Origin of the sequence: Clostridium fessum (genome assembly GCF_003024715.1) — a bacterium.
Lineage (GTDB): Bacteria > Bacillota > Clostridia > Lachnospirales > Lachnospiraceae > Otoolea > Otoolea fessa.
This window is the reverse complement of sequence record NZ_PYLO01000003.1, coordinates 277,884-291,938: the sequence shown is the minus strand read 5'-3', so window position 1 is coordinate 291,938 and position 14,055 is coordinate 277,884. Positions and strand designations below refer to the sequence as shown.

General features: G+C 54.7%; 16 protein-coding genes and 1 pseudogene. 16 read left to right on the top strand and 1 reads right to left on the bottom strand.

The window, feature by feature from the left end:
• Nucleotides 1–157: 157 nt before the first annotated feature.
• Nucleotides 158–664 carry a sigma-70 family RNA polymerase sigma factor gene (locus C7U56_RS10625; RefSeq protein ID WP_107001187.1) on the bottom strand — a complete coding sequence of 169 codons (507 nt, stop codon included), beginning with the start codon at nucleotides 662–664 and terminating at the stop codon, nucleotides 158–160.
• A 277-nt stretch (nucleotides 665–941) separates the two neighbouring features.
• On the opposite strand from C7U56_RS10625, the gene C7U56_RS10615 reads away from it, so the two are divergent.
• The 16 genes and pseudogenes from C7U56_RS10615 (at nucleotide 942) to C7U56_RS10550 (ending at nucleotide 13,921) form a co-directional block, all read left to right on the top strand.
• Nucleotides 942–2,321, top strand: a complete 1,380-nt coding sequence (locus tag C7U56_RS10615; RefSeq protein WP_107001186.1) for a ParB/RepB/Spo0J family partition protein — start codon at nucleotides 942–944, stop codon at nucleotides 2,319–2,321.
• Nucleotides 2,322–2,630: 309 nt separating this feature from the next.
• Nucleotides 2,631–2,987 (top strand): DUF7768 domain-containing protein, encoded by a 357-nt coding sequence (locus C7U56_RS10610; protein WP_009901612.1) that lies wholly within the window; start codon nucleotides 2,631–2,633, stop codon nucleotides 2,985–2,987.
• Nucleotides 2,974–3,339: pseudogene (locus tag C7U56_RS16340) on the top strand (DNA cytosine methyltransferase); the annotation flags it as partial. The gene C7U56_RS10610 and the pseudogene C7U56_RS16340, both read left to right, overlap by 14 nt.
• 16 nt (nucleotides 3,340–3,355) lie before the next feature.
• Nucleotides 3,356–3,802, top strand: a complete 447-nt coding sequence (locus C7U56_RS16335) for a hypothetical protein (RefSeq protein ID WP_182434588.1) — start codon at nucleotides 3,356–3,358, stop codon at nucleotides 3,800–3,802.
• Nucleotides 3,803–3,810: 8 nt separating this feature from the next.
• On the top strand, nucleotides 3,811–4,059 hold the full coding sequence (locus C7U56_RS16330; RefSeq protein ID WP_243035821.1) for a DNA cytosine methyltransferase: 249 nt from the start codon (nucleotides 3,811–3,813) through the stop codon (nucleotides 4,057–4,059).
• Nucleotides 4,022–4,777, top strand: coding sequence for an antirestriction protein ArdA (locus C7U56_RS10600; RefSeq protein WP_267895318.1), 756 nt, complete (start codon nucleotides 4,022–4,024; stop codon nucleotides 4,775–4,777). The genes C7U56_RS16330 and C7U56_RS10600 overlap by 38 nt, the downstream gene beginning before the upstream one ends.
• Nucleotides 4,778–4,803: 26 nt before the next feature.
• Entirely contained in the window at nucleotides 4,804–5,841 is a 1,038-nt protein-coding gene (locus C7U56_RS10595) for a hypothetical protein (protein WP_227589682.1), read from the top strand.
• A 91-nt stretch (nucleotides 5,842–5,932) separates the two neighbouring features.
• Entirely contained in the window at nucleotides 5,933–6,403 is a 471-nt protein-coding gene (locus tag C7U56_RS10590) for a PcfB family protein (RefSeq protein WP_107001182.1), read from the top strand.
• The gene (locus C7U56_RS10585; protein ID WP_107001181.1) at nucleotides 6,400–8,223 is read left to right on the top strand and encodes a VirD4-like conjugal transfer protein, CD1115 family; all 1,824 of its coding nucleotides are present in this window, start codon (nucleotides 6,400–6,402) and stop codon (nucleotides 8,221–8,223) included. Before C7U56_RS10590 ends, C7U56_RS10585 begins: the two co-directional genes overlap by 4 nt.
• Before the next feature lie 89 nt (nucleotides 8,224–8,312).
• A complete protein-coding gene (locus C7U56_RS10580) occupies nucleotides 8,313–8,528 on the top strand; it encodes a Maff2 family mobile element protein (protein WP_016306504.1) in 216 nt (71 codons plus the stop codon).
• A gap of 39 nt (nucleotides 8,529–8,567) precedes the next feature.
• On the top strand, nucleotides 8,568–9,434 hold the full coding sequence (locus C7U56_RS10575; RefSeq protein ID WP_009901636.1) for a VirB6/TrbL-like conjugal transfer protein, CD1112 family: 867 nt from the start codon (nucleotides 8,568–8,570) through the stop codon (nucleotides 9,432–9,434).
• 41 nt (nucleotides 9,435–9,475) lie between these two features.
• A complete protein-coding gene (locus tag C7U56_RS10570; RefSeq protein WP_107001180.1) occupies nucleotides 9,476–10,015 on the top strand; it encodes an MT-A70 family methyltransferase in 540 nt (179 codons plus the stop codon).
• Nucleotides 10,016–10,057: 42 nt separating this feature from the next.
• On the top strand, nucleotides 10,058–10,480 hold the full coding sequence (locus tag C7U56_RS10565) for a SpoVG family protein (protein ID WP_227589684.1): 423 nt from the start codon (nucleotides 10,058–10,060) through the stop codon (nucleotides 10,478–10,480).
• A 42-nt stretch (nucleotides 10,481–10,522) separates the two neighbouring features.
• Nucleotides 10,523–11,143, top strand: coding sequence for a DUF7007 domain-containing protein (locus C7U56_RS10560; protein WP_182435827.1), 621 nt, complete (start codon nucleotides 10,523–10,525; stop codon nucleotides 11,141–11,143).
• Between the two features lie 44 nt (nucleotides 11,144–11,187).
• Entirely contained in the window at nucleotides 11,188–11,574 is a 387-nt protein-coding gene (locus tag C7U56_RS10555) for a PrgI family protein (protein ID WP_016306500.1), read from the top strand.
• The gene (locus C7U56_RS10550) at nucleotides 11,492–13,921 is read left to right on the top strand and encodes a VirB4-like conjugal transfer ATPase, CD1110 family (RefSeq protein ID WP_370823662.1); all 2,430 of its coding nucleotides are present in this window, start codon (nucleotides 11,492–11,494) and stop codon (nucleotides 13,919–13,921) included. Before C7U56_RS10555 ends, C7U56_RS10550 begins: the two co-directional genes overlap by 83 nt.
• Nucleotides 13,922–14,055 lie beyond the last annotated feature (134 nt).

The window sequence follows — 14,055 nt, the reverse complement described above, 5'->3', positions numbered from 1 at the left end:
TTTCTGTGATGGTTAAGGCTTGTTGTTTCGTGCCTTACACCTTCCACTGGAGATGAGTGGCGGATTTGAGCGGAGAAAAGTTGAAAAAATATAAAAACCCTCTGGGCATCGGTTGATGGATGCCAGAGGGATGAATTGCTACATATGATATGTAGGATTAATAGCCACGGATTTTACGGAGCTCCGTGCGGATCTTCTTCATCTGATCAGCGAAGGTACGCTGAGGACGACCGAGCTTCTCGGCGATTGCACGATCTGAGATCTTGTAATCATCAAGCCAGCACTGAATGATGGTATCAGCATCCGGATCGAGCTCACGCAGTCTGGCAAAAAGCTGCTCCAACAGCATACGGTCGGAGATGATTTCTTCCATAGACTTGCTACGGTCGGGCATATAGTCACCGAGGGTGCCATTGCCATCTGAGAGAGGCTGATCCAGAGAGGTGAGGTCTCCAGCTGCGTGATATTCACAGTCAAGGCAGTCGCCATCGCATCTCCATATGAAGCGATATGGGCACATGCACCTGCCGTGGTTCTGCTCCTTGTGGCGAATGCGGTCGGCTTCCTTATAGAAGGAGTCGTGCTGTTCCTTTGTGACAGAGATCTTTTCTCCTGTAGAGCGAAGATAGATGAATGGTGTACTGAGATTTTCATGATTTGCCATAAATTTTCCTCCTATGATTGGCTTGTATTTGCGACAGTCACAGGACGGAAAAGAAAAGCCCTTGTGACTGATCACAAGAGCTATCCAAACGTTTGCAACGGTGTACAAAGGGAACATAATAAAAAACTTAATAATGGACTGCCAATCTTACACAAAGTACCGCCCAAACGAGACTACGGGCGGTATTTTTGTATCATGGCGGAGAAAGGAGGAACTTCCCACGGGGGCTTGACTGAAAAGTTGAGCCCCTTTTTTCATGCCAAAAAACAGGAGGTAAATGCTTATGGCAGATGATAAAACCACAAAAACGCCGGAACAGCCGGTAACGGATAGCGGGCCGGGCAAGGAAACACCGCCTAATCCCCCAAAAGAGTCGGAGAAGGTTTCCGTTTCCCCGGAGCCGGAAAAAAAGACGGAACCAGAGGTAAAGACCCCACAGGTTTCTGTCTATAACTTCGCTGAAATTATGAAGGAAAAGAAAGCCGAGGAACGAGCGGCAGCTCCCGGCGTGGAAAAGCCTGACCCGGCAAAAGCGGAGAAACCGGAAAAGCAGCCGGAGGCTCCGAAAAAAGCAGAGGAAAAACCCAAAGAGCCGGAACAGCCGAAGCGCCGGGGCCGTCCCCCGAAAGCAGATAAGGACAAGGACGCAGCCTCGAAATCCAAAGCTCCCGCACAGAAAACGGAAAAGGCGGTCAAAAAGGAACCGGAGAAAAAAACGGCTCCAACGGTACAGGCCGCTCCCGCTCCGAAGGAACCCGAAAAACCGAAGGATGCTCCACGCCGGGGCAAGGAGCAGATCGTCTATATCAAGCTGAACGAACTCCACGCCTTCAAGAACCATCCCTTTGAAGTCCGGGACGATGAAGAAATGCGGGCTATGGTGTCCAGCGTTAAGGACAAGGGCGTGACCCAGCCCGCTATCGTCCGTCCCCGTGAGGATGGCGGCTATGAGATCGTGTCCGGCCACCGCCGCCAGAAAGCCAGCGAGCTTGCCGGATATGCGGATATGCCCTGTATCGTCCGAAACCTGACAGACGATGAAGCCATCACGCAGATGGTCGAGGATAATCTCAACCAGCGTGAAGAAATCCTCCCCAGTGAGCGGGCCAAAGCCTTGAAAATGCAGCTTGAGGCTATCAAGCACCAGGGCTCCCGCACTTCGGGCCAGATTGACCCGAAGGACGCAGGAAAACGCTCCAACGAAATTGTGGCCGAGCGTAATAAGATGGCGGTCAAACAGGTGCAGCGGTATATCCGGCTCAATGAGCTGGTTCCCGACTTGATGAAGCTGATGGATGAAAAAAAACTGGGCTTTACTACGGCGGTGGAGCTTTCCTATATCGGCAAGAAGAACCAGAACTATATCGCCGTTGCCATTGACAGCCAGCAGTCCTCGCCTTCACAGGCGCAGGCAAAGCGTATGCGGGAACTGGACGAAAAGAAGCTGCTCAACGGGGATGTGATCGACGGCATTATGATGGAGGACAAAAAGGAGGTAGACAAAGTGATTTTGACAGGTGCGGAACTGAGCAAGTATTTCGGCAAGGAAACTACGCCGAGGGAAATGAAGGACCAGATCATCAAGCTGCTGGACGACTGGAAGGGTCAGCAGAAGGAACACGAAAAACCGGAGAAGAAAACCGAACAGGAAAAGTAAGCTAAAACTTCGGGTCAGCATGGCCCGAGGATTGCGGGGCTCTGCCCCGCGCCCCGAAGCTCTGGAGATATAAATGATTCCCCGTCGCCAGTTATTCCGTAGCATAGCCGGGAAAATCAGTCAAGGGCAGCGCCGCCGCAGGCGGTGCCAGAGGCACCCTTGACGGATTTCTCCCGGTTATGCTTTTTCCCGGTCAAGCGACGGGGATATAAATTCTCCAGAGCCGTTCCCCTTCCCGGGGGAAGGGGCGGAGGGATTGGGCGAACTCTTGCTTTTCCCTAAACCAAAACAGAAATGGAGGCTCAACCAATGAAACGACCTTTAGCGTACCTGACCGCCGCATGGAGCGGCGAGCCGGATGTTGATATGGAGCTGGCGGCTCACTACTGCCGCCTTGCTTATGAGGCGGGCTTTTCCCCGATCTGCCCGCTCTTGTACCTGCCGCTGTTTTTGAATGACAGCGTTCCCGAGGAACATAAGGCCGGGATTGATATGCGCCGGGATATGCTGCGGCGTTCTCATACCCTGATCGTCTGCGGCAGCGTTGTGGACGAGGATGTGAAAAACGATATTGCGGTTGCCGGACGGCTGGGCATTGCGGCGACAACGCTGGAAGGGGTGCTTGCCGTGAAGGGACACGGCACCCCGGGCCATGCCGGACATTAAGCTGGGGAGCCTTTTCGACGGGATCGGCGTGTTCCCTCTGGCTGCTTCCCGGTGCGGTATCCGTCCGGTCTGGGCCAGCGAGATTGAAAAAGCGCCCATCTCCATAACCAAAAGGCACTTTCCCGATATGGCGCATTTGGGAGATATTACGAAGGTGGACGGCGGGAAAATCCCGCCGGTCCATGTGATAACCTTCGGTTCCCCCTGTCAGAACCTTTCTCTGATCGGCAACCGCTCCGGCCTTGCCGGGGCAAAATCAAGCCTGTTCTATCAGGCGTTTCGTATCATACAGGAAATGAGGGATGCTACTGATAACCTATATCCAGCTATCGCTGTTTGGGAAAACGTCATGGGAGCGTTTTCTACAAATGACCGGATGGACTTTAGAGCCGTCCTATCCGCCTTCTCGGACACCGAAGTTCCAATGCCTCCTTCGGGAAGATGGGGAAATGCCGGAATGGTGCGAGGGGGAACGCCTGATGTGTGCTGGCGGCTCATGGACGCCCAGTATTGGGCAGGCACCCGAAGGCTGGCACGAAGGCAGCGGATTTTCGTCGTGGCGGATTTTGGAGGCAGACGTGCCGCAGACATACTATTTAAGCCCCGTCCAATGCTCCCACTTCCTCCGCCTTGCGGAGAGGGCGGGCGGGCCGCCGCCGAAGGAGATCGAACAGCTTCTTTTGAAACAGGGCGGCAGATACCAGTCATCCACCCCTTTCAGTGCTTCCGTATGCGGGGAGCGGCAAAAAGGCAGGAAGAAACGGCCTTCCGAAACAGCTTCGGATTACCAACTGACCCTTTTCCCACTCTTTTAGCCAGTGACGTGACGCCCTTCGCCTTCTGGTATGAGGGCGACCCGGAGGGCGGCTGTATCCGTTTTCTGACGGAAACGGAAAGCGAACGGCTGATGGGGCTGCCAGAGGGCTGGACAAAGTACGGGGCGGACGGCGTGGAGATCCGGCCTCTGCAACGCTACAAGGCGCTGGGGAACGCGATTGCCCTCCCTTGCGCCGATTACATTATGGCCGGGATCTATGAGGTGCTGGCTGACCGGGCCGGAAAGGAGGAATGAGCCCATGTTTGAAGCCTATATAACCAATACAGCCCTATACCCCTTAATGGGGATTGAGGTAGGGACAACGGTACATTTCCCCACGACGACACAGGAGTTGCAGGCCGCCCTTGCCAAAATCGGGATAGACGGGAAACGGTACAGCGAAGTGTTCTTTACCAGCTTTGACAGCGATGTGCTGGGGCTCTACGATCATCTCTACGAATGTGAGAACATCGACGAGCTGAACGAGCTGGGCCACGCCCTGCTGGAAGTACGGGATAAGGGCGGACTGGAAACCTTTGAAGCCGCTCTTGTCTTGGGAAACCACACACGGAGCGTGAAGGATTTGATAAACCTGACGCAGAACCTTGACCTTTACCGCTTTTACCCGGATATTTCCGATGATGAAGGGCTGGGCCGCCTTTACGCCGACGAGCTTGGGACCATCGACATACCGGAGCACATTCAGAACTACTTCGATTATGAAGCATACGGGCGGGATGTGCGTATCAACGAGGGCGGCGTATTCGCTCCCGGTGGATATGTGTCGGCAGTCCCGGAGGGCTTCAAGGAGTATTACCACGGGCCGCAGGACATTCCGCCGGAACACCGGATATTTGCCTATCCTGAAAAGGCCGAACCTGTCCACTCCATTCTCGTTGCACTCAAACGGTTTCAAGAAGCCCCGCCCGCTCCGAAAAAGGACAAGGCGGGGCCTTCCCATGAAGAACGGTAGGACTTCGGGCCAGCATGGCCCGAAGCATGAAGGAGGTGCATACCATCAACTATTACCCTATCAATGAAGGAGCCGCCCGCCGGGCAAAGGAAATGAACAGCTTTTCCGACTACAAGGAAGGGAGCGCAACGGCGGAATACCGGGCAATGGTGGACAAGGCCGCCGCCATAGCGGAAAAGCAGAAATCCCGGGTGGCCCCCATGTACCATGAGAAGATCGACCATTTGTTAGACACCTATGCCCGAAAGCTGGCTGAAAACATGAACCAGGGCTTTGCCATTGACGCAAGGGTTCCCTCTGTGATGATCGCCGGACCTGCCAATTTCCCGGTGGGGAAGAAGGAAAAACAGAACCGGGCCCGGGACAGCAACATGGAGGAATGGCAGTATATTCAAGGGCTGCTGGATAAGATACGCAGTACCGGCATGGGCGGGATCAGCGCCGATGACCCGGCAGCGATTGAAAAGCTCCAGAAGAAGCTGGACGGGCTGGAACGCTCCCAGCTCATTATGAAGGAGGTCAACGCCTATTACCGCAAGCATGGCAAACTGGATGGCTGTGCGCTGCTGTCGCCGGACCAGATCGAAAAGCTGAAAGCAAGCATGGCGTCAAGCTGGCGGAGCGACCCGAGGCCCTTTGAAAGCTACCAGCTTACCAACAACAACGCGGAGATCCGCCGGGTAAAGGCCCGTATCGAACAGCTTTCCAAACAGGCACAGCAGGAATTTTCCGGCTGGGAGTTCGATGGGGGTCGTGTGGAAATGAACCGGGAGGACAACCGCTTGCAGGTGTTCTTTGACGGAAAGCCTGACGCGGACACCCGGGCCGAGCTGAAAAGCAGCGGCTTTCGTTGGGCTCCCAGCGTGGGTGCATGGCAGAGGCAGCTCACGGACAACGCCATCCGGGCGGCTGACCGGCTGGAATGTATCAAGCCGCTGTCCGGCGAAAAGCCCTCCCAGCTTCAAAAGAAGCCCTCTATCTTGCAGACCATGCGGGAACAGGGCGAAAAAGTCCAGACGGAGCCGGAAAAGAAAGCTCCGTCCGGCAGGGATGCCGAGCGGTAAGCCTCGGGCCACATTGGCCCGAGGCTTTCTGTTCGCCGAGATTGTACGGGGGCCTCCCGGATAGCGGGAACCCCGACGGAAAGGAGGTTTTATGCAGGAAGAAGTAAACCAAAAAACGGTTGCCCTTTCGATCAGGACAACGAAGCTCACGGGAAAAGTGCTGGCTGCCGCTCTTGGGAAGGTGGTGCGGACGCTGCAAAAGCACCACCGGAAGGCGCTGACCCCACAGGGACGCCAGAGTGTGAAAAAGCTGATGAACCACTATGGCGGCAAAAGCGCCATGCCCTATGTGGGAGCCCCGAAGGATTTTGACCGGATCGCGAAGGAGTTCCATGTGGACTACGCTTTCCATAAAGTGAGCCCCGGCCATTACCTGCTGTTTTTCAAAGCCAATCAGGCGGACGCTATCACGGCGGCCTTCCAGAAGTACAGTGCAAAGGTGCTGGACAAAGAGCAGGACAAGCCTTCTATCCTCGGCCAGCTTCGGAAATTCACGGAGCAGATCAGGACGCAGGCAAAGGAGAAGCAGCGGACCAGAGAGGCGGTGAAGGACGGACGTTGAGTGACAAGATCAGAAAATATGTGCTCCCCAACCTGCCGTACCTCTTTGTGTTCTGGTTTTTTTCCAAAATCGGGACGGCCTACCGGACTGCACCCGGCACAGACTTCGGGACAAAGCTCATGGGGATGCTCGACACCTTCCCGAAAGCCTTTGAAACCTACTGGCCGGGGCTGGGCGGTATTGACCTGCTGGTGGGCCTTGCCGGTGCGGCTGGGATGTATCTGCTGATACAGTCAAAGATCAGGAAGGCAAAAAAATTCCGGCGGGATGCGGAGTACGGCACCGCCCGCTTTGGAACAAAGGAGGATATAAAGCCGTTTGTAGACCCTAAATTTCAGAACAATGTCATTTTAACCGGGACGGAGTTCCTTACCATGAACACCCGTCCGAAGGTACCTGCCAATGCCCGGAACCTAAACGCCTGTGTCATCGGCTCGTCCGGCTCGGGAAAGACAAGGTTCTGGCTGACCCCGCAGCTCCTTCAAGCCCATTCCTCGTATGTGGTGGTAGACCCGAAGGGCGGCACCCTCGACCAGTGCGGGCGGTTCCTGCAAAGGGAAAAATACAGGGTGCGGGTGTTCAACAGTATCGACTTCTCCAAATCCATGCACTACAATCCGCTGGCCTATATCAAGACGGAAAGCGATGTTTTGAAATTCGTTACCGCCCTGATTGCCAATACCAAAGGCGATGGCAAGGAGGGCGACGAGTTCTGGACAAAAGCCGAAACCCTTTTGTACTGCGCCCTTGTGGCCTATATCGTCTTTGAGGGGCCGGAGGAAGAACGCAACATGAATACGCTGGTGGAAATGATAAACAGCATGGAAGTCCGGGAAGATGACGAAACCTTCAAAAATGCGGTTGACTATATGTTCGATGGGCTGGAACGCCGCAGTCCCCAGCACTTCGCTGTGAGACAGTATAAGAAATACAAGCTGGCCAGCGGCAAGACAGCTAAAAGCATACTGATTAGCTGCGGAGCCAGACTTGCCCCCTTTGACATTCCCCAGCTTCGGGAGATCATGTCCTATGACGAACTGGAGCTTGATAAGCTGGGGGATGAAAAATCAGCGCTGTTCTTCCTTATCAGCGACACGGACACCACCTACAACTTTTTGGTTGCCCTCGCTTTTTCGCAGATGTTCAACCTTCTGTGTGAACGGGCTGACAATACCTATGGCGGGCGTCTGCCCTACCATGTGCGGGTGCTGTGGGACGAGGCTGCCAACACCGGGCAGGTGCCGGGGCTGGAGAAAATTGTGGCTGTCATCCGTTCCCGTGAGATCAGCCTGACACTCTTTTATCAGGCTATGAGCCAGTGCAAGGCATTGTACAAGGACCATTCTGAAACCATCATGGGCAACATGGACAGTATCGTGTTCCTCGGAGGCCGGGAGGCTTCCACCCTAAAGGATATTTCGGAAAACTGGCTGGGCAAGGCCACCATCTCCATGCAGACCGAAGGCCGGAGCCGGGGGCAGTCTGAAAGTTACAGCCAGAATATGCAGCGGCTTGGCCGGGAGCTGATGACTACCAGCGAGATCACCACCATGCCCGGGGATAAATGTATCTTGCAGCTTCGGGGGCTCCCGCCCTTCCTGTCCCCGAAGTATGACTTGAAAAAGCACCCGAATTACAAGTACACAGCCGAATTTGATAAAAAGAAAAACGCCTTCCGCTTGGAAAGCCTGTTCCGCCACCGGCCATTGAGACTAAAGCCGGAGGACGAATACACGGTGTACGAAGTGGACGGCTCCGACACGGACGAAGAAGCTGACCTGTTGAACTTCGATGATCTGGACAGCGACGAGTTCGTGTAACTTCGGGCCATGATGACCCGAAGCGCCGCCGATGTGGGCGGCTTTTTTTGTACCCAAAACCATCAAACAAACAAAATGGAGGAACGTATATGGAATTTTTCAATCAGGCAATCGACATTCTTAAAATTCTGGTCATGGCTCTTGGCGCCGGTCTGGCGGTGTGGGGTGTCATCAACCTTCTGGAAGGTTACGGGTCGGACAACCCTGCGGCAAAATCACAGGGCATTAAGCAGCTCATGGCTGGCGGCGGTGTCGTTCTGATCGGCCTTCAGCTTATCCCTCTGCTGTCCGGTCTGTTCAGCTAAGTGTCACCCGTTGTCCCTTTTTCCAGAAGGAGCTGATGTATGGACTTTATCATCGACGCAATCGTTGAATGGCTGAAAGGTCTGCTCGTCGATGGTATCATGGGAAATCTGGACGGCCTTTTCGATAACGTCAATCAGAGCGTTGGCGAGATCGCCACACAGGTCGGCACGACCCCGGCGGACTGGAACGCCGGGGTCTTTTCCATGATACGACAGATCTCTGAAACTGCCATCCTGCCAATCGCCGGGGTCATCCTCACTTTTGTAATGACCTATGAGCTGATACAGATGCTCATAGAACGCAACAACCTCCATGAAGTTGACACATGGATGTTTTTTAAGTGGGTGTTCAAAACCTTTGTGGCTGTGATGATCCTGACGAATACCTTCAATATCGTGCTGGCGGTCTTTGATGTGAGCCAGCATGTGATACAGCAGTCAGCGGGCATTATCCAGAACGGGACAGAGATCACGCCGGATGTGCTGGACAGTCTACGGACAGAACTTGAAGCGATGGAGTTGGGTCCTCTGTTCGGACTCTGGCTACAATCCTTCCTGATCCAGCTTACCATGATTGCCTTAAATATCGTGATCTTCGTCATCGTATATGGCCGTATGACTGAAATCTATTTACTCACAAGTTTAGCGCCTATCCCGTTTGCCACAGTCCCCAACAGGGAAACCGGACACATGGGGCAGAACTATTTCCGCTCCCTCTTTGCGGTGGGCTTTCAAGGTCTGTTGATCTTAGTCTGTGTCGCAATCTATGCGGTGCTGATCCAGAGTATCGCCACCGACGGCGACCCCATCGGGGCGATCTGGGGCTGCGTGGGATATACGGTGCTGCTGTGTTTTACCTTATTCAAAACAGGCAGTCTTGCAAAATCCATCTTCGGCTGCCATTAAGAGACTTCGGGCCATGCTGACCCGAAGCGGAAAGGAGGATCATGCCGAAAGAAAAATTTTCGATAATCTATGCAGATCCACCGTGGCGGTATGAGCAGAAAAACAGGCAGGGATCAGCAGAGCTTCATTATCCCACTATGAGTATTGAAGAAATTTGTTCCCTTCCAGTGGCCGACTTGGCTGCAAAAGACAGCGTTTTGTTTCTGTGGGCAACATTCCCACAACTGCCGGAAGCCTTAAAGGTCATTAAAGCATGGGGCTTTTCTTATCGTTCTGTGGCTTTTGTATGGATAAAGAGGAACCGGCGCTCCTACTCATGGTTTTACGGTCTGGGGTATTGGACCAGAGGCAATGCAGAAATTTGTCTTTTAGCAGTAAAAGGACATCCGAAGCGTAAGTCTACCGGTGTTCACCAGCTTATTGTTTCCCCGATAGAGCGCCACAGTAAAAAGCCGGACGAGGCCAGGCGGAAAATTGTAGAACTGATGGGCGATATACCACGAGTGGAATTGTTCGCCAGAGAAAAAAAGCCCGGATGGGACGTGTGGGGAAACGAAGTTGAAAGCACTGTAAACTTGTAACAGCTTCGGGTCATGCTGACCCGAAGCGGAAAGGAGAAATCCATGCAGGAAAAAAATGCGGGCGGAACACCAGCTGCCCCTATAAAGCTGGATGTAAGCGTGCGGGTCATCGAACCTGTGAAAAACCTCATGGGCTTTGCCAGCGTGAAATTCAATGACTGCTTTGTGGTGGAAAATCTGAAAATCGTACAGGGCAGCAAGGGGCTCTTTCTTGGGATGCCCAGCCAGCCAGACGGCAAAGGCGGCTACCGGGATATGGCCTACCCTGTCACAAAGGAGTTCCGGGAACAGCTCAACACCGCTGTTCTGCAAGCCTATGAGGCAAAGCTGGAACAGATGGCGGAGCGTGGCTCTGTGGGGCGTGCATCCATCAGCGACCAGCTCAAAGCCGGAAAAGCGGCTGCCGAACAGGCAAAGGCAGAACGGCCTCCGAAGGAAAAGCCCAGCCGCAGCGCAGAGCGTTGACCTCGGGCCATGCTGGCCCGAAGCAGAAAGGAGGCGGGAACCATGCCACGCAAACGGACGGGCTATGACGCGGCCTGCTATTACGACGGAAAACTGCTGGGCCGCTGTACCAAAGCGGACAGCGATGCCTATACCCTGTTGATGAACGCCTGCGGCGGGGAGGCCGCCCGTGTCCTGCGGGAATACGCCTACTTTTCCCCGGAACTTCGCGCCATATTGGAAAAGGCGGCGCTCATGCAGGCGGACCGGAGCCGGACGGGCGGAATGTTCCATGCGCCGAAAAGTTCCCCGTGGGGTGATGTGCAGAGCTGTGAAACCCTCTGTCCAGGGGTGTTTCTGGTATCTACCGCCAGCCACGGCGGAACGATGGTGGCAAACGAGGTAGCCGCCGTCCTCTCCCCAGCAGCGAAAAAGTGCGGCTTCAAGGATAAGGGCTATATCTGCTATGAGGAGGACGCGCAGGAAAGTGTGGTGCTCCGGGAACTGTTGGACAAAAAGCTGTGGAACATACCTGACCGCATTAAGGACAAAGGGCAGTTTGAAGAAAACCTCAACCAGTCCATCCGGCAGTATAATCCCGAATACTGGCGGGCAAGGCAGAGCGGACGTAAGGCCGCCGAAGCCGCCCGCAGTACAGCCCCGGCCAAAGAGGCCGCAAGATGACCTCGGGCCATGCTGGCCCGAAGCAGTAAAGGAGGTGTACCCAAATGGCCTATGTGCCAGTACCAAAAGACCTTTCCAAAATTAAGACAAAGCTGGCCTTCAATCTGACGAAGCGCCAGCTTGTTTGTTTTTCCGGCGCAGCGGCGGTGGGGCTCCCGGCCTACCTGCTTTCCCGTGACAGTATCGGGAACAGCGCCGCCATGTTCCTAATGATCGGCCTCATGCTCCCGTTCTTCTTTCTGGCTATGTATGAGCGGGACGGCCTGCCATTGGAAAAAGTGCTGAAAAACATCATCCGCACCCGGTTCCTCTATCCCCGGGTGCGGCCTTACAAAACCGAAAACTTCTATGCGCTGCTTAGCGCCAGAAAGGAGGCGCAGCCGATTGCAAAACAGCAGAAGGGCCGGAAAGCCCGCAGGCAGAAAGCCTGAAAAGCAGGGCCTTACCGGCCTGTTCACAAAGGGAAAGAACATTCCCACCACCGCCCAGCAGACCCTCCCTTACCGGGAAATGTACCGGGATGGGGTGTGCCGGGTAACGGACCGCTATTACACCAAAACCATTGAATACGAGGACATCAACTACCAGCTCGCACAGTCCGAAGATCAGGCGGCCATCTTTGACGGGTGGAGCGCCTGCCTCAACTACTTTGACAGCAGCCTTCCGTTCCAGCTTTCCTTCCTCAACCACCGAAGCCGCCCGGGCAGCCGGTACAGCGTGAACATCCCCATGCAGGATGACGATTACAACAGCGTCCGGTGTGAGTATGTGGAAATGCTGGAAAACCAGATCGCCAAAAGCAACAACGGCATTGTCCGCACAAAGCTCCTGACCTTCGGCGTGAACGTGGACGACCTTTCCACCGCCAGGGCAAGGCTGGAACGTGTAGAGGCGGACATTTGCGGGAACTTCAAAAAGCTGGGCGTCAAGTGCCGCTCCCTTTCAGGGCTGGAACGGCTGGAGCTTCTTCACGGGCAGCTCCACCCCGGCAGCGGCTCCCCCTTCCGGTTTTCATGGGATATGATCCCCAAAACCGGGCTTTCCACCAAAGACTTTATCGCCCCGGACAGTTTCGATTTTCGTTTCAGCCGACTGTTCCGGGTGGGGACGACTTGGGGCGCTGCCTCCTACTTGCAGATTTTGGCCTCGGAGCTCTCGGACAAGCTGCTGGCGGAGCTTTTGGAAATGGATGCGGAAATGACCATCACCCTCCATATCCAGACCGTTGATCAGGCCGCCGCCGTAAAATCCATCAAGGCCAAAGTCTCCGACATTGACAAGATGAAGGTGGAGGAACAAAAGAAGGCAGCCCGGTCAGGGTACGACATGGACATACTTCCGCCCGACCTCGTAACATACAGCAACGACGCAAAGACCCTTCTGGAAGATTTACAGAGCCGGAATGAAAGAATGTTCCTGCTGACCTTCCTTGTGGTAAACATGGCTCCGACCCGCCGGGAGCTGGACAATGACCTGTTCACGGTGTCCGGTATCGTCCAGAAATACAACTGCACCTTGAAGCGGCTGGACTTCCAGCAGGAGGACGGTTTTCTTTCCAGCCTTCCGCTGGGCCATAACGGCATTGAGATCAAGCGCGGCATGACGACCAGCTCCACGGCCATTTTCGTTCCCTTTATGACGCAGGAGCTCCGCATGGATGGCGAAGCCGTCTATTACGGGCTCAACGCACTTTCCCATAACGTCATCATGGCGAACCGGAAAAAGCTCAAAAACCCCAACGGCCTGTTCCTCGGCGTGCCTGGCTCCGGCAAATCCTTTGCCGCAAAGCGGGAGCTTGTGAATGTGTTCCTTGCCACAAAAGACCGCATTATCGTGGTGGACCCGATGGGCGAATATTCGCCCCTTATCAGGCGGCTGGGCGGACAGGTCATCGAGATCGCCCCGGACAGCCCCCACCACATCAATCCGATGGACATTGATTTGAGCTTCGACGAGGAAAACCCGATGGCGCTGAAAGCCGACTTTATCCTGTCGCTGATGGAGCTGATCGTTGGCGGCAAGGACGGCTTGCAGCCGGTGGAGCGTACCGTCATTGACCGCTGTGTGCGCCAGATGTACCGGGAACACTTGCAGGACCCGGAAACAAGCAAAATGCCGACCCTCCAAACCCTGTATGACCTGCTCTGTTCCCAGCCGGAGGGCGAGGCGGTGCGGCTGGCGACGGCTCTTGAAATCTATGTGTCCGGTTCCCTTAACGTGTTCAACCATGAAACCAACGTGGACTTAAACCGCCGTCTGGTATGCCTTGACTTAAAAAAGCTGGGAGCCGGGCTTCGGACGATTGCCATGCTCATTATGCAGGACTTGGTAAACTCGCAGGTGTCCATGAATTTCCTCCGCGGTATCGCTACATGGTGCTACTTTGACGAATTTCATGTGCTGCTCCGTGACCGTCTGACGGCAAGCTATTGTGTAGCGATCTGGAAAATGCTGCGGAAAAAAGGGTGCGTTCCGAGTGCTTTAACGCAGAACGTAAAGGATTTTCTGGCAAGCCCGGAGATCGAGAACATCTTTGAAAACTCGGACTTCCTTGTGCTGCTCTCGCAGGCACAGGGGGACCGGCAGATTTTAGCCAAACAGCTTGGGATCAGCCCCCACCAGCTTTCCTATGTGACCCATACCAATTCCGGCGAAGGGCTGCTGTTCTTCGGGAACACCACCATCCCGTTTGTTGACCGCTTCCCGCAGAACACCGAGCTGTACGCCATTATGACCACCCGCCCGGAGGACAAAAAACAGGAAATGAACCGGGCATAACACACTTCGGGCCATGCTGGCCCGAGGTTTGGAAAGGAGGGATACATCATCGGAAAGAAACCGGACAAACGGAGTTTTCAAAGGCCGGGGCCGACGGAGGATACCGGGGGCAATCGCCCCGGACCGGCGGAACG

What these genes read in the sequence shown, in the direction of transcription:
- C7U56_RS10625 (WP_107001187.1), bottom strand. Translation starts at nt 664, where the DNA reads ATGGCAAATCATGAAAATCTCAGTACACCATTCATCTATCTTCGCTCT.
- C7U56_RS10615 (WP_107001186.1), top strand. Translation starts at nt 942, where the DNA reads ATGCTTATGGCAGATGATAAAACCACAAAAACGCCGGAACAGCCGGTA.
- C7U56_RS10610 (WP_009901612.1), top strand. Translation starts at nt 2,631, where the DNA reads ATGAAACGACCTTTAGCGTACCTGACCGCCGCATGGAGCGGCGAGCCG.
- C7U56_RS16335 (WP_182434588.1), top strand. Translation starts at nt 3,356, where the DNA reads ATGACCGGATGGACTTTAGAGCCGTCCTATCCGCCTTCTCGGACACCG.
- C7U56_RS10600 (WP_267895318.1), top strand. Translation starts at nt 4,022, where the DNA reads ATGAGGTGCTGGCTGACCGGGCCGGAAAGGAGGAATGAGCCCATGTTT.
- C7U56_RS10595 (WP_227589682.1), top strand. Translation starts at nt 4,804, where the DNA reads ATGAAGGAGGTGCATACCATCAACTATTACCCTATCAATGAAGGAGCC.
- C7U56_RS10590 (WP_107001182.1), top strand. Translation starts at nt 5,933, where the DNA reads ATGCAGGAAGAAGTAAACCAAAAAACGGTTGCCCTTTCGATCAGGACA.
- C7U56_RS10580 (WP_016306504.1), top strand. Translation starts at nt 8,313, where the DNA reads ATGGAATTTTTCAATCAGGCAATCGACATTCTTAAAATTCTGGTCATG.
- C7U56_RS10575 (WP_009901636.1), top strand. Translation starts at nt 8,568, where the DNA reads ATGGACTTTATCATCGACGCAATCGTTGAATGGCTGAAAGGTCTGCTC.
- C7U56_RS10570 (WP_107001180.1), top strand. Translation starts at nt 9,476, where the DNA reads ATGCCGAAAGAAAAATTTTCGATAATCTATGCAGATCCACCGTGGCGG.
- C7U56_RS10565 (WP_227589684.1), top strand. Translation starts at nt 10,058, where the DNA reads ATGCAGGAAAAAAATGCGGGCGGAACACCAGCTGCCCCTATAAAGCTG.
- C7U56_RS10560 (WP_182435827.1), top strand. Translation starts at nt 10,523, where the DNA reads ATGCCACGCAAACGGACGGGCTATGACGCGGCCTGCTATTACGACGGA.
- C7U56_RS10555 (WP_016306500.1), top strand. Translation starts at nt 11,188, where the DNA reads ATGGCCTATGTGCCAGTACCAAAAGACCTTTCCAAAATTAAGACAAAG.
- C7U56_RS10550 (WP_370823662.1), top strand. Translation starts at nt 11,492, where the DNA reads ATGCGCTGCTTAGCGCCAGAAAGGAGGCGCAGCCGATTGCAAAACAGC.